This window comes from Vibrio sp. 05-20-BW147 (assembly GCF_013369385.1).
In the GTDB taxonomy this organism is placed as follows: domain Bacteria; phylum Pseudomonadota; class Gammaproteobacteria; order Enterobacterales; family Vibrionaceae; genus Vibrio; species Vibrio floridensis.
In genome coordinates, this window is sequence record NZ_SZTO01000004.1 from 186,991 (window position 1) to 205,251 (window position 18,261).

Below are 18,261 nucleotides of genomic sequence, written 5' to 3' on the forward strand. Positions count from 1 at the left end.
CTACATCTTGTATCTTTCATCGACAATCGTGACTTTCGGGAAGGTGCTACCAGATTTCATCGCTTTTTCTGTTTCCTTCTTCACCGCCTCGTCAATCCAGAAGTTACCGATATCCATAGGATGGAAGATGTTCTCTGTTGCCTTAGTCATTGGGGTTTCTGGCATTTTCAACCAACGCCAATGTACTGCACGGGTATAAGGAACCATGTATCCAGGCACAATGATATTGGCCGCCGACACGTAATCTTGGATTTGATGAGACAGTGCAAATCGTTTCTCTTGTGCAAATTCTGCGTCGTATTCTTCAATCAGTCTATCGAGCTCAGGGCTGCTATAGTTTGTGTGTGCATTGGTCTGAGGTTTGTTGGCATTATCTGAGTGCAAATACTCCCAATAAGATGGTATCTCTCCCGACCCCATATTCAAGAAGGCAAGTTGGTGTTTTTTCTCGAGGATGTACTTAAATGCAGAGGAACCATCAACAAGGTTTAGAGTGAACTCTAAACCGGCTAATTTGGCTTGTTCTTTCAGATAGGCGATTCGTGGTGTCCAAGATTGGTAGCCATAAGTGATCGAAAACGACAATCTTTGACCATTGCTATTCACGCGAATACCATCTGCACCTATTTTATCAAAACCAGCGTTTTCGAAGTGTTGAATAGCCGTTTCTGCATTGAATTCAGGTGCTTTATTATCAGCTTTATCATATTGGCCATGACCAAACCCTAAACCGTGAGGCTTGCGCGAATAATCTCCACGCATAATGTTGACAATCATGCCGTCATAATCTGTCGCAGACATAATGCCTTTACGAACGTTAATATCGCCGAGTAGCGGCATGGCAGTATTGATCCATAGACCTCCTGCGCCCTGAGGTGCTTGGTTGTAACCCCAAAACTTGTGGATATAACCTTTTTCAAACCCTTCAGAATCTGCTTTGCTATGCCAGAATTCAGGCAAAATCATATCGTAGAAGTCTAAGTTGCCTTTCTCAAAGTGCTTGAGGGCAATATCCTGATCTCTGATCACGTTGATCCGTACTCGTTCGACGTTGTAACGATGTTGGTAGTAACGATTACTATAGCCCCACCAATCTTCACCGACATGTTTAAAAGTGACTCGCTTGCCCTTTTCTACATCGGCCATGTAATAGGCTGCTGTCGTTGGCTCAGCTTTAAAATTGAACGCCCGAACGAAGTTGTCTGGCATCCCGTCGTTATTTTCGTCCTTAGTCCCTTTGAAAAAGTGTTCTGGGCGTGGTTGTACACCATTACTTGGCATATTGATCAACACCATCAATGCGTCGTTGCTTTGAGCAGTAGCAGTTTTGATAGCAATGGTGTAATCGTCATATTTCACAACTTCTTTGATACTCGTCGTGAAAAAGTCGTTATACCAAGGATCGATAATGTCCTTTGATTGGTAGTACTTCATCATAAACACATAATCGTCAGCGCTTACTTTTTCACCATCTGACCATTTTGCGTTTTTATCCAGCTTGAAATAAACGGTTTTGTTGTCCTCATCAAAAGCCCATGCTTCTGCCAACTGAGGAATCCACTTACCAGTGTTTGGATGACGTTGAGCCAGTTTAGGTGCACCGTCCATAAAATAATGACGCAGGCCTGAATTGGCATCGGGTCCTACGCTTCTTAACGTTTGTGGAAAACTAACCATATAAGTGGTCAGAGTCCCGCCTCGTTTCGCGTCATTCGACGCAAAAAGCGGTTCATTGGCATTCGTTGTCCATTGCAGCGCAGTTGGCAGCGATTGAGCCAATGCATTGAAACTTAACGCGGACAAAGCCGCAATGCTTGCTAGAGTCAATTTGGTATGTTGCATCTGTATTTCTTCCTTGAAACGGATACTTACACGTATCGCGTAAATTTCTTTGGATCAAAGGCAGCTCGAATGGCCTCACCGATGAAGGTTACCATAACCAAAACGGTAACAATCGATGCGACAACAGACGAAACAATCCACGGAGAATCCAAATTAGATTTACCTTGTTGTAATAGTTCTCCCCAACTTGGCGTTGGAGGCATTAGCCCGAGCCCTAGATAATCTAAAGCTGTCAAAGCGGTAATATTTCCTGCAATCGTAAACGGAGCAAGCGTCACAATCATCACCATGGTATTGGGCAAAATATGATGCATTAAAATACGCCAAGTTGACGCCCCCAACGCTTTTGCAGCCAAAACATACTCTCGTGCTGATTCTTTGTAGGTCATGGTTCGCATGTACCAAGTCATTCCCATCCAACCGAATAAAACGTTGATCGCGACAAACAGCGTAAAGGTGGGTTGAGTGATTGAAACCAATATCATGATCACATAGAGGAATGGCACCATAGACCATACTTCGATCAAACGCTGAACAAACAAGTCAAACTTTCCGCCAAAGAAACCCATAGCACATCCAACAACGGTGCCGATTGCATAGGAGACCGCCATCGTTGCCAAAGCAAAACCCATTGCTGTTCTAAACCCATAAACGAGACGTGCAAGGATATCGCGACCAATGACATCAGTGCCTAGATAGTGCTTAGATTCTAGGCTTGGTGCCGTAGGTGGAAAATCGCCACTAAAATCCTGCTCATAGGGGTTCCACGGTACGATCGGCATTAAGACGAAATCACCGTTTCCAGCTTCTTGGAAAGTCTTTTGCAAAACACGGTAGTCAGCTTCACTTGCGTAATCTAACCCGAATTCATTCCCAGCTCTTACATCACTAATCACTGGAAAGTACCAATTACCTTGGTATTTAACGATCAAGGCTTTACTGTTCACCAACAGTTCCGCAAACAAAGACAGTGTCAATAAAGTAACAAGAATAAGAAAAGACCAGTATCCGCGTTTAATATCCTTAAACGCTCTTATTTTCTTTTGAGTTAAAGGGCTAACAGTAAACATTAAGCACCGAACCTTACTCGTGGGTCAGTTAATGCCACACAAAGATCTGAAAGAATATTTCCTACCATTAACATGACGGCATTAATAGCGACAATACCCATTACAACTGGATAATCACGTTCAATAATTGATTCGTAGCCCAACAGGCCGATTCCATTAATATTAAAAATCACTTCAATTAAAAAAGAACCCGTCATAAAAAATAATAGTGAATTACCAAAATGGCTAGCTATTGGAATTAAACTGTTCTGCAATGCATGCTTTCTTACCGCTTTTTTAAAGGGTAATCCTTTAGAGATTGCAGTACGGATATAATCTGAAGACAGATTTTCCATTAAGCTATTCTTCATCGTCATTGTTAACGTCGCAAAATCACCAATCAAATAACAAATTAGCGGTAAGACGGCGTGCCACATAATATCTTTAAGCTGAAGCCAGAAGGTTTCATAGTCGTCAAAATCATCACCAACAAAACCACCCATTGGAAACCATTCAAGGTTATAGGCAAAAACGGTAATCAGAAATACACCAACCACATACCCTGGAAGTGCGTACCCCACAAAAATCATGATAGATGAGGCGGAATCGAAAACGCTTCCATGCCTGATGGCTTTGTAATAGCCCAGTGGGATGGAAATGAAATAGCTAATGAAAAACGTCATACCTCCATAAAACAGCGATACAGGTAAGCGTTCAGCGATCATCGTTCCGACGGGTTCGTAGTAACGAGTTGATTCCCCGAAATCGAGTACTAACAAACGAGTTAACCAACTCCAATAAGCTTCAAATATAGGTTTGTCTAGGCCGTAGAAGGCATTCAGCTCCGCCATCTGATCTTCGGAAAGTGCAGAGTTATTACCGGCAATGCTCACTGTTGCCGTGTCGCTACCTGAATGCATACTTGCCAACATGCGTTCTACTGGTCCACCCGGAACGAAACGTGTGATGGCAAAAATGAGGATAGTAATACCAAGAAACGTAGGGACAATTAAAGCCATACGCCGAAAGACATACGATAACACTTACTATGCGCTCCATGCTGTAACATATCAAATTCGAACTTTGCAACAATCCGGTTGCAATAAAGTGTGACCATGTGAAAGATTCTAGGTCATTTCAGCCAACTCATTCCGATGACTGATTGCGCATTAAAAACCAAACGCGGAACAGATATCAAATTCGAAAATTCTAATATGCCCATTACATTAACGTTACATAGTGAATAGATAGTCACCAACTGATCACGTTCACACCCTACATTACTAATGTACTAGTCAATAGGTTCAGTTTTGGCGGCATCTCATTTAACAAAACCTAGATCCTGATTCAAAAAAAAGCACAATTAATATGCATTAATTGTGCTTTTTTATTCAACGTGAGGAAATTGTAAGATTTAATTAAAACTTCGATAAATCTCACACTTTCAACCGCATTAGTATCACCTAACGAACCCTTATAACGACTTTAGACTTGTATTTATAGCCTCTAGGACTACCGCAGGTTCCATCGATTGTGTGATTGGTCTGCCAATTACTAGATAATCTGCTCCTGAAACTATCGCGTTAACGGGCGTCATGATACGACGCTGATCCCCTTGCTCAGCGCCAATGGGTCTAATGCCCGGTGTGACTAACTTGAAATCTTTTCCTAATTCACTTTTAAGTAAAGATGCTTCTTGTGCAGAACATACAACACCATCGAGCCCCGAGTTCTTCGTTAGGTGGGCAAGGCGCAACACTTGCTCTTGAGGAGCGATATTTAATCCGATTCCAGCCAAATCATTTTGCTCCATGCTCGTTAGCACAGTAACACCGATCAACAATGGGCGGTCTTTGCCGTAAGGTTCAAGAATTTCTCGAGATGCCGCCATCATACGCTCTCCCCCGCTTGCATGGACGTTAACCATCCATACGCCAAGCTCAGCAGCAGCGCGCACAGCTTTCGAACAAGTATTCGGGATATCGTGAAACTTTAAATCTAAGAATACAGAAAAACCACGCTTATGCAGTTCACGTACGAAATCTGGACCAAAGAGCGTAAACATTTCCTTGCCTACTTTAAGGCGACATGAAGCTGGATCTATTTTGTCAACAAAAGCCAACGCGTCTACTTGTTTGTCATAGTCCAACGCCACTATTACTTTTTGGTCAATCATTTCATCTCCTAACGATTTTCTTTTTCTTTACTTTATTTATCTAAAAAAAATGCAGCGGACAGAAAAACTGCCGGCTGCATAAAAATTATTCACCATCCAATCCTCTGATTGGTTTAATGGTTCCCCACCCCTTACATGATGGACAATGCCAATATAAAGAATGGGTGGAAAAGCCACATTTACGACATCGGTAATGTGGTTTCACTTTCAATTGTTCACCAACCATTGCCTGAAGAGTGGTTAAGCTTTCTTTGGCTCTTCCTTCTTCTGCTTCTGCCAAATGGTAATCCATGAGCCGGTAGAAGCCTTTCATCGTTGGATTCTTTATTAGCTGACGAGTGAGTAGTTCTTGGGCAGCACCAACACTTTCATGATGAGCAACTAACTGAGCTAGCATTAGCTCCGCAGACACACCCGCTTTTTTGTTGATACAAGCCCTTAGAAACTCAACCAATTGATCTTCTTGGCCAAGATGGTGATAGCACTCAGCCATGATTGGCAATGCTTCACTGATATAATCCGTGTCTTGTTCCAAGACGTTTTCTAGATACTCAATCGTCTTGTGATACTCTTCCATCTCAAGGTAGATCCGCCCTAATGAGATAGAGGCTCTCACACACTTAGGATCTTCTTGTAGTGCTTTCTTAAAATGACTAATTGCTTTTGTCTGATTACCGTCTGCTTGATCAAGCATGGCTAGCTCACACCAGTAATGAGCAATATTTTTCCTGATCGACTTTTTGCCCGTCTTCACCAACAAATGCGCATAATGAATGGCTTTATCCCACTCTCTTGTTTGTTGATATATCAGGACTAGTTGCTGTAAAGCGGCCTCTCGGTGTTCCGGCTCTTCAACCAATTGCTCTAAGATTTTTTCAGCCCGGTCCAGAAACCCAGAAACCATGTAGTCTTTGGCCAATTGTTGTAAAGCAATGTTCTTTTGCTCAATCGTCAAACGGGAGCGAGAAATGAGATTTTGATGGATGCGAATAGCGCGATCGACTTCTCCTCTTGAGCGAAAGAGATTACCTAACGCTAGATGAGTATCAATCGTATCGTTGTCGACCTGAAGCAGTTCGATGAAGTGATCAACGGCTTTATCTGACTGATCCGATAAAAGCAAGTTTAATCCCGTCACATACTGCTGAGAGATCTGATTGGAGTGCTTCTGCTTGTCATCCTGTGCGCTGCGGTGGCCCATGTACCAACCGTATGCAGCCGCAATTGGGAGTAACAAGAAGAGTAATTCAAGCATTAAACCGGTTCGTCCTTACGCTTGTTTCTTTACTTGTGTGTTTTGGCTTTTTAGTTGTTTGTTGAGTTTTCTAATTTTTAGTCGAGTCTTAAATTGAATACTTGCAAAAATTGCCCACGATACAGCGAAGCCAGCAACAAACACTCCCCCCAACAAAGTGGAAAGATGAAACTCACCTTTAGCCAGTAAGTAGTTGAACGTCACAATTTCTTGATTTTGCGAGCCTAATGCCAAAGCAATTAGGAAGAGAGCCATTACAGCAATGATTTTTATAATTTTCATCTGTCATCACCTTAGAGATATCAGCCGATACAATTATGCAGGAAAACTTTCCTGACGACCACGGATAATAACAGGTATCTAATCATAAAAAAGCGGCATACGCTATGTATGCCGCTTTTGTACCTATGTTCGTTCTATTTAAGCTAGATTAACACGCTCTCGTAGCTCTTTACCTGGCTTGAAGTGCGGTACGTGTTTACCCTCTAACTCCACTTTATCACCAGTCTTAGGGTTACGGCCTACACGTGGTTCACGGTAATGAAGCGAGAAACTACCGAAACCACGAATCTCGATACGATCACCGCTCTCCAACGTTGAAGCCATGTGCTCCAAAATATCTTTGACAGCATCTTCAATCTCTTTCGCTGAAAGATGTGTCTGTTCAGCGCAGAGCCTTTCAATCAGTTCAGACTTAGTCATAGTTTCCCTCTTCGAGTCATTTTTATCACTTATTATAGTAAGTAATATCAATTACACCAAATACTTGCTATCAATTGTAGTGAAAAATCCGACACTTGGATGTAATCCTTTGGAGGAAGTTTTCACTAGATACCTAGAAATAGATAACAGCATAATATCTTGTGTATTTAATACTACAACTAACAGTAAACATATAGCAGAAATTGAGACAAAAAAAAGGAGCCTTTCGGCTCCTTTTTAAGACGTCTATTATTCGCCTTTAGCTGCTTTGAAAGCGTCAGCCATTGCATTACCAAACGCAGCTTCGTCAGCTTTGTTGATAGTTGCCATTGCTTCTTGCTCTTCAGCTTCGTCTTTCGCTTTGATTGACAGGTTGATTACGCGGTTCTTACGGTCTACACCAGTAAATTTCGCTTCAACTTTGTCACCAACGCTTAGGATCAGTGTTGCGTCTTCAACGCGATCACGTGAAACTTCAGAAGCGCGGATGTAACCTTCTACACCATCTTCTAGTTCGATTGCTGCGCCTTTAGCGTCAACTGCAGTTACAGTACCGTTAACTAGAGTACCTTTCTTGTTGTCAGCAACGTAAGCATTGAATGGGTCGTTTTCCATTTGCTTGATGCCTAGAGAGATACGCTCACGCTCTGCGTCTACTGCTAGAACTACTGCAGAGATTTCGTCGCCTTTCTTGAATTCGCGAACCGCTTCTTCGCCAGCTACGTTCCAAGAAATGTCAGATAGGTGAACAAGACCGTCGATACCACCGTCTAGACCGATGAAGATACCGAAGTCAGTGATTGACTTGATCTTACCAGTTACTTTATCGCCTTTAGCTTGAGCTTCAGCGAATGACTGCCATGGGTTAGCTTTACACTGTTTCAGACCTAGAGAGATACGACGACGTTCTTCGTCGATTTCAAGAACCATAACCTCAACTTCGTCGCCAACATTAACAACTTTAGATGGGTGGATGTTCTTGTTAGTCCAATCCATTTCAGAAACGTGTACTAGACCTTCAACGCCTTCTTCGATTTCAACGAAACAGCCGTAGTCAGTTAGGTTAGTTACGCGACCAGATAGTTTGTGACCTTCTGGGTAACGCTTAGCGATTGCTACCCATGGATCTTCACCTAGCTGCTTAAGACCTAGTGAAACGCGAGTGCGGTCACGATCGAACTTAAGAACTTTAACTAGGATCTCGTCACCAACGTTAACGATTTCAGATGGGTGCTTAACGCGCTTCCACGCCATATCAGTGATGTGTAGAAGACCGTCAACGCCACCTAGATCTACGAACGCACCGTAGTCAGTTAGGTTCTTAACGATACCTTTAACTTCAGAACCTTCTTGTAGAGTTTCTAGAAGCTCGTCACGTTCTACTGTGCTTTCAGATTCGATAACTGCGCGGCGAGATACAACTACGTTGTTACGCTTCTGGTCAAGCTTGATTACTTTGAACTCTAGCTCTTTGTTTTCTAGGTGAGCAGTGTCACGGATAGGACGTACGTCTACTAGAGAACCTGGAAGGAAAGCACGGATACCGTTTAGTTCAACAGTGAAACCGCCTTTAACTTTACCGTTGATGATACCAACAACAGTTGCAGCTTCTTCGTAAGCTTTCTCAAGAACGATCCAAGCTTCGTGACGCTTCGCTTTCTCACGAGAAAGTTGAGTTTCACCGAAACCGTCTTCTACAGCGTCCAGAGCAACGTCTACTTCAGAACCAACTTCAACTTCAAGTTCGCCAGCAGCGTTCTTGAACTGTTCAGCAGGAATTGCAGACTCAGACTTAAGACCAGCGTCAACAAGAACGTAGCCGTTTTCGATAGCTACTACAGTACCTTTAACGATAGTACCTTGTTGGAATTCAGTCTCGTTTAGAAACTCTTCAAAGAGTTGAGCAAAAGATTCAGTCATTTATTTAATCTTCAAAAAATTAAACTTCCATGGGTATCCTACCGCATGGGGTTATTAAATTCGCCAATCATCATCCTTGCGACCGACGTTCTTACCTGCCTGAGTGAAATTACTCAGCCAGCTTAGATTCGATATATTGTAGTGCCTTTTCGACCACTTCGTCGATACTCATCGAGGTGGAGTCTAGCACAAGCGCATCCTCTGCAGGGCGTAATGGTGCCACTGGGCGGTTACGATCGCGATCGTCACGCTCTTGGATCTCGCTCAAAAGGTCGTCAAATCTAACATCTAAGCCTTTATCTTGCAACTGTTTAAGGCGACGATGTGCACGTTCTTCCGCGCTCGCATCAAGGAAAATTTTGGCTTTCGCAGTAGGAAAAACGACCGTGCCCATGTCTCTTCCGTCGGCAACCAAACCAGGAGCCGCTTCAAAGGCACGTTGACGACGTAGTAATGCTTCACGAACTCTTGGCAAAGCGGCTACTTTTGACGCTGCCATGCCCGTTTCTTCTTTGCGTAATTCTTTTGAAACATCTTCACCCTCAAGGATGACTTTGACTAAGTCACCTTCGGCAACGAACTGTACGTCAAGATGTGTCGCGAGTGGAACCAATGCATCTTCTGACTCAGTGTCCACACCGTGGTGAATGGCGGCAAGAGCTAATACACGGTAGATCGCACCGGAATCTAAAAGTTGAAAGCCGAGCTTCTTTGACAGCAGCATACAAAGAGTGCCTTTACCCGCGCCACTTGGTCCATCTACGGTTACTACCGGAGTCTGAGACGACATGTTGTTCTCCACTTATGTTTTCTTTTTTAGGCTAAGGCCCAGTTTCAGAGGCGCATATTATAATGCCATTCGGCGTTGGGGGCGAGGAGAAATCCCCCAGGTAATCGATTACACCAATAAAGTGTTGTCTCTCAATAAAAACGGCGAAAGAGCTCTCTTTCGCCGTTTACCATGAGTTGCTAACCAAATAAGAAATCAAACGATAGGTTTCTGCCCACGCTCGACAAGCTTTAGCAGCACGCGATCTGAAATTTTCGCTGCTGCACCCGCTAATTTATCTGTCAGTTTTTTCTTCTGAACGTAATGAATCGCCAACACGGTTTTCTCTTTACAAGCGGCTACGATCAGATCATCGGACGTGGACACATCATCAATTAAACCCAATGTTTTTGCTTGTGTACCAAACCAGTGTTCACCTGTTGCGACTTTTTCAAGCTCTAATGCCGGACGATGCTCACGAATAAAATCTTTAAACAGATCATGCGTTTCTTCTAACTCTTGCTTAAATTTGTCACGTGCTTTGTCGGTATTTTCGCCAAACATGGTTAGCGTGCGTTTGTACTCACCGGCTGTCATCTGTTCAAACTCAATATCGTGCTTCTTTAACAACTTATTGAAGTTTGGTATCTGCGCAATAACACCGATTGAGCCAACAATGGCAAATGGGGCAGAAACAATTTTATCCGCGACACAAGCCATCATGTAACCACCACTGGCCGCTACTTTATCTACTGCAATCGTTAGTGGTAATCCTGCTGCTTTAATGCGATCCAATTGTGATGAGGCAAGCCCATAACCGTGAACCATGCCACCACCCGACTCTAACCGTAGCAACACTTCATCACCTTCTCCTGCCACAGCAAGAATGGCGGTAATTTCTTCACGCAACGAGGTGACTTCTTTTGCATCAATGCTGCCATGGAAATCCAACACAAATAGGTGAGGCTCACGTTTATGCTCCAGCGTCCCTTCTTTCGCGGCTTTCTTCACCTCTTTTTCACGCTGTTTGTCTTTCTCTTTTTCTTCTTTTTTAACCGCTTTATCACGTGCTTTTAAGTAGGCGTCATCATGTAGGTAATGCTCTAAATGTTCGATAGTCTGTTTATGTTGCTCAGAAAGATTGGTTATCTCCAGCTCCCCTTTCGTGGCAGACGATTTGCTACTCAAAGATTTCGCAAGCACCAATAACACGACAATCGCCACAATAAAGGTCACCACCTTGGCTAAAAACAAGCCGTAATCCAATAAAAATTCCAATGTAATATCCCCTAAAGTGTGAATTGGTGTATTGTAGCCATCTTGTCACAATTACCAAGACTTTCCGTTGCATATCTGTTTGATTTTGCAACGCAGGATAGAACAAATAGAAATATAAGGATTGAGCACAGTGGACTATTCAATCTCTGCAGATGCCCTGAACGATAAAGTTATTCTTGTGACTGGTGCTGGTGCTGGCATCGGTCGTCAAGCTGCATTGAGCTACGCAAAACATGGCGCAACCGTTATTTTGCTTGGCCGTAACGTGAAGAACCTCGAATCGGTTTACGATGAAATTGAAGCGGCAGGTTACCCTCAAGCGGCGATCATCCCGCTCGACCTTAAGGGTGCCACAAAGCAAAACTATATTGACATGGCAGAAACGATTGAAGGTCAGTTTGGCCGTTTGGATGGTCTGCTTCATAACGCTGGCGTTTTGAGTACACTTTGCCCATTTGAGCAAATCAACGAAGAAGATTTTGACGACATCATGCAGATTAATGTCAAAGCGGAAGTGCTGATGACTCAAGCTCTGTTGCCCGTGTTACGTAAAGCTGAGGCTGGCCGAATCATTTTTACCTCTTCAACCGTTGGTCACTCTGGTCGAGCTTTCTGGGGTCCGTATGCGATTTCTAAGTTCGCTGTTGAAGGTATGATGCAAGTGCTTGCCGATGAACTGAGCGATACGCCGATGCGTGTCAACGCAATTAATCCCGGAGCCACACGCACACGTATGCGTGAAAAAGCCTATCCTGGTGAAGATGCCAACACGTTGAAAACGCCGCAAGATCTCATGCCGCTGTATCTACACTTAATGGATCCTGCGATGACAGAAATCAACGGACAATGTATCGACGCACAACCTAAGCGCTAGAGATATACCTAGTGGCATAGAAGGCAGCAGTTGCTGCCTTTTTTATTTTCTCTCGACAAAGATCTTGCACCTTTCCATTAGTGAAATATACTGTTCATATATACAGGTATTTTATTATGCAGAACATCATTCAAGATCTTAAACGTCAGCAACTCATCTGGCATGCAAGCTCGGCACACTACCGAGAAGAGCAGCATTGCTACAGTTCAGGGTTAACCGATTTAGACACGTTATTAGAAGGCGGATTCCCTCGTCATGGTGTGGTGGAAATAGAATCCCTTTTAGGCATTGGTGAATTACGCTTACTCAGCCCTTTTCTAGCATCACAACAACACACCGTAGCTCTTATCCAGCCACCTGCGATGATCAATGCGGCATTTTGGCGCAATGTAGGGCTTTCTCTCGCCGATAGCTTAATTTTGTCACCTTCAACAAAAAAAGAAGCCCTTTGGTCAGCAGAGCAATGCTTAAAAAGCGGTGTTTGCCAAACCGCTCTGCTTTGGCAAGATGTGATTGAAATTCATCAAGTTAAACGCCTGCAAGTCGCTTGTGAACGAGGAGGCAGTTTGCTGTTTATGTTTAGAGAAAGCTCGCATGCTCGACTTTCTCTACCCATTTCACTTTCATTGCAACTCACCCCCTCCGAGCAAGGCATTTGTGTCAAAGTTCGAAAGCGTAAAGGTGGATGGCAGCGAGGCACCGTAGAAATTAACTATCAGCGGCTTTTTCCGCAATTAACCTTAAGCAAAGCTACCGCAGAACCTCGAGTTATTCCCTTCCCAGTAGCATTACAAGGCTAAGATCATGACGTTATGGCTCTATTTGCATTTTCCTTCGATTCAACTTGATTCGTTCATGGATGACGAGCAACCCATTGTTGTGCTTGATCCTCTGTCACATCAAGTAACCCAAGCGAATAGTCTGGCTTATGCTGCTGGGATAAAATTGCATATGGGCCTCGCCAATGCAGCGGCACTTTGCGCCGATTTGCACGTCGTGGCCCATGATTCGACATTAGAACAAAACAAATTAAAAGAAATTGCTCAATGGCTCTACTTGATCACCGCCGATATTGTGTTAGATCCGCCAAGTGGACTACTGATAAGAGCCAGTCAAATGCTGCTGTTATACGATGGGCTTGACCATTATTGGCATGCTTTGGCCAAGCAACTCAATGTGAGACACCTGCGATACTATGCTGCGTGTGGTTATTCGCCGTTAGCGGCTAAAATGCTTGCTAAAGCAGGACTCACATTGATTACTGAAGACAAAAGCCGTATCTCAACCCTATTACAACAGCGTGCGTTAACTTGCAGTGAAATCAAACCGGCCACCATTGAAAAACTTCAGCGCTTGGGCATTCATACCCTAGGAGAGTTGCTCGTTCTACCTTTGCCAGAAGTGGCTCGCCGATTTGATATCGATCTGGTCAACTATATGGGAAAAATCACAGGGCAGTTTAAACATCCAGTGGATTTTTATCACCCTCCTTCGCTGTTCAAACAAGAGTTCGAACTGTTGTATGAATTGGAGAATGTTCAATGGCTCGAAAAACCCCTGAGTAAGCTCTTTCAGCACTTAGAACACTATCTCACTATGCGCGATCGTGTCGCGTTTGAACTTGCTCTTACGTTGTATCAACGTGATGATCGACAGGACACCATTGCCATCCATTCTGCACAAGGCGAGTATCGCTGGCAAAAGTGGCAAACCTTATCGGCTCTCACCTTGGAGTCCCTTGTGTTGCAATCGGCCGTGATTCGCCTTGGCCTTGCTGTTATTCGAGATGGTGAGCAGCAAAGTCAGCCCGATGATCTTTTTTCTCACCAAAGTGGCAAGCTAACTAGGCTTGAGCTTTGCTCCGTACTCCAAGCGAAACTCGGTAAGCAAGCCGTTTCAACGCTGGCTCTTAACCATGATCCCAGACCAGAAAAGGCCACAAGCTATCAACCTGCCTTAAATGGGCAAATGACCACAGAGATCGACTACGATCGCTTACGACCAAGCCTATTATTACCCTCACCTGAGCCTTTGCAGCAGGATGTTTCGCTGATTCATGGCCCAGAGCGTATTGTCAGTGGTTGGTGGGATGGAGAAAGTGTTATGCGCGATTACTTTATTGCCAGAACTCAACAAGGCCAATGGCTCTGGGTATTTCGAGATCAAAGCAAACATTGGTTTTTACACGGTCTATTTAGTTGAGTTGTGATGTATTACGCTGAATTATTTTGCCAAAGCAATTTTTCTTTTCTAACTGGAGCCTCACACCCAGAAGAGTTGGTGCTGCAAGCCCACTTTCTGGGCTACCATGCCATTGCCATTACCGACGAGTGCTCTTTAGCTGGGATCGTTCGGGCACACAGTGCCATCAAACAGCACAAACTCAATATTAAGCAAGTTGTCGGCAGCCTTTTCCATCTCAACGACGAATGTCGCTTTGTGTTACTCTGCCCCAATCGCCAAGCTTATGCCGAACTGTGCCGCGTCATCACCAACGCGCGTCGGCGTTGTGAAAAGGGCCAATACCAACTGTCCGAATGGGACATCCTTTCACTAAAGCATTGCTTTGTGCTGTGGCTACCTCTGGGCAAAGCGTGTGATTATCAGTGGGGGAAATGGCTCCAGCGCTACCACGCATCGCGGCTTTGGTTAGGGCTACAGCGTCACTTACGCCATGACGATGCCATTTATCAACATCATTGCCAGCAACTAGCCACACAGCTTGATCTCCCTATCACCGCTTGTGGCGGAGTTTTGATGCACCGACCTGAACGTTTACCTTTACAACACACTGTAACGGCGATTCGCCACGGTTGTACTGTTGAACAACTAGGGCCACATCGGCTGGTCAATGCTGAACAGTCACTGCGCTCCGAGAGTAAGCTACGCAAACTTTTCAAAGCCCAATGGCTTGCAGAGAGTCTCACCATTGCTCAGCAATGCACATTTGAGTTGGCCTCATTGCAATACGAATACCCCAGTGAACTGATCCCAAATGGCTTCACGCCAGATTCCTATTTGCAGCACCTCGTTGAACAAGGAAAAAAGAAGCGGTTTCCTGAAGGCGTTCCTGAAGCGATTGAGCAGACTATCCAAAAAGAGCTGCGCTTGATTAAGGAGCAAGGCTACCCTTTCTTCTTTCTTACCATTCACGACATTGTGATGTTTGCCAAAAGCCGAGGCATTCTTTATCAAGGTCGGGGATCGGCCGCCAACTCGGTCGTTTGCTACTGCTTGCAAATCACCTCTGTCGATCCACGGCAAATTGCGGTTCTCTTTGAGCGTTTTATAAGCAAAGAACGCGATGAGCCACCCGATATTGACGTGGATTTTGAGCACGAACGACGTGAAGAAGTCATTCAATATATTTATCAGAAATACGGTCGTCAACGAGCTGCTCTTGCTGCAACCGTGATCTCTTACCGTTTTAAAAGTGCGGTACGACAAGTCGGTAAAGCGTTAGGGCTGGAAGAAACACAACTCGATTTTTTCCTCAAAAACATTAACCGTCGAGATAGAGAGTTAGACTGGCAAGGACAAATCGTCGAACTGGGGCTGAAAGCCGATTCACTCAAAGGCCAACAGTTTATCGAATTGGTCAATGAAATTATCGGATTCCCACGTCACTTGTCACAACACGTTGGCGGCTTTGTCATCTCTTCTGGCCCGTTATACGAACTGGTGCCGGTAGAAAATGCGGCCATGGCGGAACGTACGATCATTCAGTGGGATAAGGATGATTTGGAAAGCTTAAAATTGCTGAAAGTCGATGTCCTTTCATTAGGAATGCTCACCGCCATTCGCAAATGTTTTACCTCCATTTGGAAACATCACAAGCGTTCTCTTACTATCGCAGACATCACGCGTCAACAAGATGACGAGCAGGTTTATCGCATGATCCAAAAAGCCGATACCATTGGCGTCTTCCAGATCGAATCTCGCGCACAAATGAGCATGCTGCCACGATTAAAACCCGCTTGTTATTACGATTTGGTGATACAAATCGCCATCGTTCGCCCAGGGCCGATTCAAGGTGACATGGTGCATCCATTCTTAAAGCGTCGAGATGGTGAAGAGGCGATCTCTTACCCCTCAGAAGAGGTGAGAGAAGTTCTAGCAAGAACGCTCGGAGTGCCGATTTTCCAAGAGCAAGTGATCAAACTGGCGATGGTTGCGGCAGGGTTTAGTGGCGGAGAAGCGGATCAACTGCGACGCGCAATGGCGGCATGGAAAAAAAACGGGCACGTCTTCAAGTTCAAAACAAAGTTAATCAATGGCATGTTGGAAAGAGGCTATGAGTTAGACTTTGCAGAGCGCATCTTTGAACAAGTTTGTGGCTTTGGCGAGTATGGTTTTCCAGAAAGCCACTCTGCTTCTTTCGCAGTTTTAGCCTATTGTTCTGCTTGGCTGAAACATTATTACCCCGCCGAGTTTTATACCGCACTACTCAATAGTCAACCGATGGGGTTCTACAGTCCCTCACAACTCGTGCAAGACGCCAAGCGACACGGTATCCACATTCTACCGATTTGCGTTAATCAATCGCAGGCAGAACACCAGTTGACTCCCCTTCCCTCAGGGCAACTCGCCATTCGCTTGGGGTTAAATCTCATCAAAGGTTTAAGCCAAGAAGGTATACAACGTTTGCTGCAGCACCGCCCCTCAAATGGTTTTCATAGCATCAGCGAAGTCAAACAGATCGTGAATCAAGCCAAAGATATTCAGCACCTTGCTTCTGCTAATGCATTCCACCAAATGGCCAACAACCGTTATCATGCTCGCTGGCAAGTCATGGACAATCTTGATGCGTTACCCCTGTTCCACCAGCAAACTTCTTCATCTTCTGCACCTTTAGCTGCGCCCAATCCTTATCAAGATCTCTTAGAGGACTTTTCTTCTACGGGCCTCTCTTTGGGGCTGCATCCTATTACGATGCTCGAACAAGCGGGTGTCTTAACGCGCTTTAGCCGAGCCAATCAACTGCCGACCTTGCCACATCGTTCTTTAGTCACTGTGGTGGGTTTAGTGACGGGAAAGCAGTCACCGGGTACCGCGGCTGGGGTTACATTTTTTACTCTTGAAGATGATACAGGCAACACCAATGTGGTCGTTTGGCAGGCAACCGCAAGAGCACAAAAACAAGCCTACCTCACCGCAAAATTGTTAATGGTCAAAGGCATTTTGGAGCGTGAAGGAGAAGTAACGCATGTCATTGCCGGTCGGCTTATTGACCTGACAGAACATTTAGCAGAGCTCAAAACAAAATCACGTGATTTTCATTAAATCAGACCGCTCGAAATAGAATCACACACAAAAAAAGGAGTGATAACTCACTCCTTTCATTCTAAAACTCTCTCAAGATTAAATAATCTCTCTTAGTCTGTCCTGCGTCACTTGAACCAGCAAATCGGGTTGGAATTTTGAAATGAAACGGTCACAGCCCACTTTTTGCACCATGGCTTCATTAAAACTGCCGCTGAGCGACGTATTGAGTGTGATAAAGAGTTTAGACATGCGTGGATCATTTCTTATTTCATGCGTCAACTTATAGCCATCCATTTCTGGCATTTCCGCATCTGTAATCATCAACAAGAGCTCTTTATTGAGATCCTTACCTTCATCACACCAAGATTTAAGAAGATTCAACGCTTCCAAACCATCGCGACATTCAATGATATGCAAGCCCAGTTGCGATAATGTATCGCGGATTTGGTTGCGAGCAGTTGAAGAATCATCCACCACCAACACTTTGCGCCCCACCATCTCATCCGAGAGTTTCGTGTCTAAAATACCGTCAGAAATCGTCACATCATAGTTGATGATTTCAGCCAGTACTTTTTCTACATCGATGATCTCAACGATCTTCGTTTCTTTGCCCTCTTTCACGTGGGTAATCGCGGTTAAATAATTACTGCGACCTGAGGTTTTCGGTGGCGGCTGAATTTCCGTCCAAGCGGTATTGATAATATTGCGCACTTGGCCAACCAAAAAGCCCTGAATCGTGCGGTTATACTCGGTGATAATCAGGTTCTCTTCTTGGTTTTCTAGACGAGAAGCTGGAAAGCCTATCGAACGACGTAAATCAATCACCGGCACTGGCTCACCACGTAAGGAAGCCACGCCTCGGATGTTTGCATGTGCGCCTGGTAACTTTGTCAGAGGCGGCACTTTGAGTACCTCTCTCACTTTGAACACATTGATCGCAAATAACTGACGGCTATTTAAACTAAACAGCAAAAGTTCCAGACGGTTTTCACCAACCAAATTGGTTCGCTGGTCTACAGTATTTAAAACTCCAGACATACAACATCCTAATGGGTTAAAGCTCTATTAAAAATAGCCTAAAAAACATAACTGGGGGCAAAACTACATGAATGAAAAACAGAGATCAATTGA

Annotated in this window: 15 protein-coding genes; 4 read left to right on the forward strand and 11 right to left on the reverse strand. The window is 44.4% G+C overall.

Going from position 1 to position 18,261, the window contains the following annotated elements:
* From FC652_RS05215 to sohB, 10 genes are all read right to left on the reverse strand, one after another.
* Nucleotides 1–1,842: an extracellular solute-binding protein gene (locus FC652_RS05215; protein WP_176297745.1), complete on the reverse strand. Its 1,842-nt coding sequence runs from the start codon at nt 1,840–1,842 to the stop codon at nt 1–3.
* A 26-nt stretch (nt 1,843–1,868) separates the two neighbouring features.
* The gene (locus tag FC652_RS05220) at nt 1,869–2,912 is read right to left on the reverse strand and encodes an ABC transporter permease (RefSeq protein ID WP_176297746.1); all 1,044 of its coding nucleotides are present in this window, start codon (nt 2,910–2,912) and stop codon (nt 1,869–1,871) included.
* Nucleotides 2,912–3,934 (reverse strand): ABC transporter permease subunit, encoded by a 1,023-nt coding sequence (locus tag FC652_RS05225; RefSeq protein WP_176297747.1) that lies wholly within the window; start codon nt 3,932–3,934, stop codon nt 2,912–2,914. The genes FC652_RS05220 and FC652_RS05225 overlap by 1 nt, the downstream gene beginning before the upstream one ends.
* A 431-nt stretch (nt 3,935–4,365) precedes the next feature.
* Nucleotides 4,366–5,067, reverse strand: a complete 702-nt coding sequence (gene pyrF / locus FC652_RS05230) for an orotidine-5'-phosphate decarboxylase (protein WP_176297748.1) — start codon at nt 5,065–5,067, stop codon at nt 4,366–4,368.
* 85 nt (nt 5,068–5,152) lie between these two features.
* Nucleotides 5,153–6,322, reverse strand: coding sequence for a lipopolysaccharide assembly protein LapB (gene lapB, locus FC652_RS05235; protein WP_176297749.1), 1,170 nt, complete (start codon nt 6,320–6,322; stop codon nt 5,153–5,155).
* Between the two features lie 15 nt (nt 6,323–6,337).
* Entirely contained in the window at nt 6,338–6,604 is a 267-nt protein-coding gene (locus tag FC652_RS05240) for a LapA family protein (RefSeq protein ID WP_176297750.1), read from the reverse strand.
* Between the two features lie 138 nt (nt 6,605–6,742).
* The gene (ihfB, locus tag FC652_RS05245) at nt 6,743–7,024 is read right to left on the reverse strand and encodes an integration host factor subunit beta (protein ID WP_176297751.1); all 282 of its coding nucleotides are present in this window, start codon (nt 7,022–7,024) and stop codon (nt 6,743–6,745) included.
* A 249-nt stretch (nt 7,025–7,273) separates the two neighbouring features.
* Nucleotides 7,274–8,944 (reverse strand): 30S ribosomal protein S1, encoded by a 1,671-nt coding sequence (gene rpsA, locus FC652_RS05250; protein ID WP_176297752.1) that lies wholly within the window; start codon nt 8,942–8,944, stop codon nt 7,274–7,276.
* A gap of 109 nt (nt 8,945–9,053) precedes the next feature.
* Nucleotides 9,054–9,734: a (d)CMP kinase gene (cmk, locus tag FC652_RS05255; protein ID WP_176297753.1), complete on the reverse strand. Its 681-nt coding sequence runs from the start codon at nt 9,732–9,734 to the stop codon at nt 9,054–9,056.
* Nucleotides 9,735–9,929: 195 nt separating this feature from the next.
* Nucleotides 9,930–10,991, reverse strand: coding sequence for a protease SohB (gene sohB, locus FC652_RS05260; protein WP_176297754.1), 1,062 nt, complete (start codon nt 10,989–10,991; stop codon nt 9,930–9,932).
* Between the two features lie 130 nt (nt 10,992–11,121).
* Between sohB and FC652_RS05265 the strand changes: the two genes are divergently transcribed.
* The 4 genes from FC652_RS05265 (at nt 11,122) to FC652_RS05280 (ending at nt 17,148) form a co-directional block, all read left to right on the forward strand.
* Complete coding sequence (locus FC652_RS05265; RefSeq protein WP_176297755.1) at nt 11,122–11,865, forward strand: YciK family oxidoreductase; 744 nt, start codon at nt 11,122–11,124, stop codon at nt 11,863–11,865.
* A gap of 116 nt (nt 11,866–11,981) precedes the next feature.
* A complete protein-coding gene (gene imuA, locus FC652_RS05270; protein WP_176297756.1) occupies nt 11,982–12,665 on the forward strand; it encodes a translesion DNA synthesis-associated protein ImuA in 684 nt (227 codons plus the stop codon).
* A gap of 4 nt (nt 12,666–12,669) precedes the next feature.
* Nucleotides 12,670–14,067: a DNA polymerase Y family protein gene (locus FC652_RS05275; RefSeq protein ID WP_176297757.1), complete on the forward strand. Its 1,398-nt coding sequence runs from the start codon at nt 12,670–12,672 to the stop codon at nt 14,065–14,067.
* Between the two features lie 6 nt (nt 14,068–14,073).
* Entirely contained in the window at nt 14,074–17,148 is a 3,075-nt protein-coding gene (locus tag FC652_RS05280; protein ID WP_176297758.1) for an error-prone DNA polymerase, read from the forward strand.
* Nucleotides 17,149–17,226: 78 nt separating this feature from the next.
* Here the strand turns inward: FC652_RS05280 and FC652_RS05285 are convergent, their stop codons facing one another.
* Nucleotides 17,227–18,168: a chemotaxis protein CheV gene (locus tag FC652_RS05285; RefSeq protein ID WP_176297759.1), complete on the reverse strand. Its 942-nt coding sequence runs from the start codon at nt 18,166–18,168 to the stop codon at nt 17,227–17,229.
* Nucleotides 18,169–18,261 lie beyond the last annotated feature (93 nt).

Excerpts from the sequence above, each read along its gene's own strand:
- FC652_RS05215 (WP_176297745.1), bottom strand. The coding sequence starts at position 1,842 with ATGCAACATACCAAATTGACTCTAGCAAGCATTGCGGCTTTGTCCGCG.
- FC652_RS05220 (WP_176297746.1), bottom strand. The coding sequence starts at position 2,912 with ATGTTTACTGTTAGCCCTTTAACTCAAAAGAAAATAAGAGCGTTTAAG.
- pyrF (WP_176297748.1), bottom strand. The coding sequence starts at position 5,067 with ATGATTGACCAAAAAGTAATAGTGGCGTTGGACTATGACAAACAAGTA.
- lapB (WP_176297749.1), bottom strand. The coding sequence starts at position 6,322 with ATGCTTGAATTACTCTTCTTGTTACTCCCAATTGCGGCTGCATACGGT.
- FC652_RS05240 (WP_176297750.1), bottom strand. The coding sequence starts at position 6,604 with ATGAAAATTATAAAAATCATTGCTGTAATGGCTCTCTTCCTAATTGCT.
- ihfB (WP_176297751.1), bottom strand. The coding sequence starts at position 7,024 with ATGACTAAGTCTGAACTGATTGAAAGGCTCTGCGCTGAACAGACACAT.
- rpsA (WP_176297752.1), bottom strand. The coding sequence starts at position 8,944 with ATGACTGAATCTTTTGCTCAACTCTTTGAAGAGTTTCTAAACGAGACT.
- cmk (WP_176297753.1), bottom strand. The coding sequence starts at position 9,734 with ATGTCGTCTCAGACTCCGGTAGTAACCGTAGATGGACCAAGTGGCGCG.
- imuA (WP_176297756.1), top strand. The coding sequence starts at position 11,982 with ATGCAGAACATCATTCAAGATCTTAAACGTCAGCAACTCATCTGGCAT.
- FC652_RS05275 (WP_176297757.1), top strand. The coding sequence starts at position 12,670 with ATGACGTTATGGCTCTATTTGCATTTTCCTTCGATTCAACTTGATTCG.
- FC652_RS05280 (WP_176297758.1), top strand. The coding sequence starts at position 14,074 with ATGTATTACGCTGAATTATTTTGCCAAAGCAATTTTTCTTTTCTAACT.
- FC652_RS05285 (WP_176297759.1), bottom strand. The coding sequence starts at position 18,168 with ATGTCTGGAGTTTTAAATACTGTAGACCAGCGAACCAATTTGGTTGGT.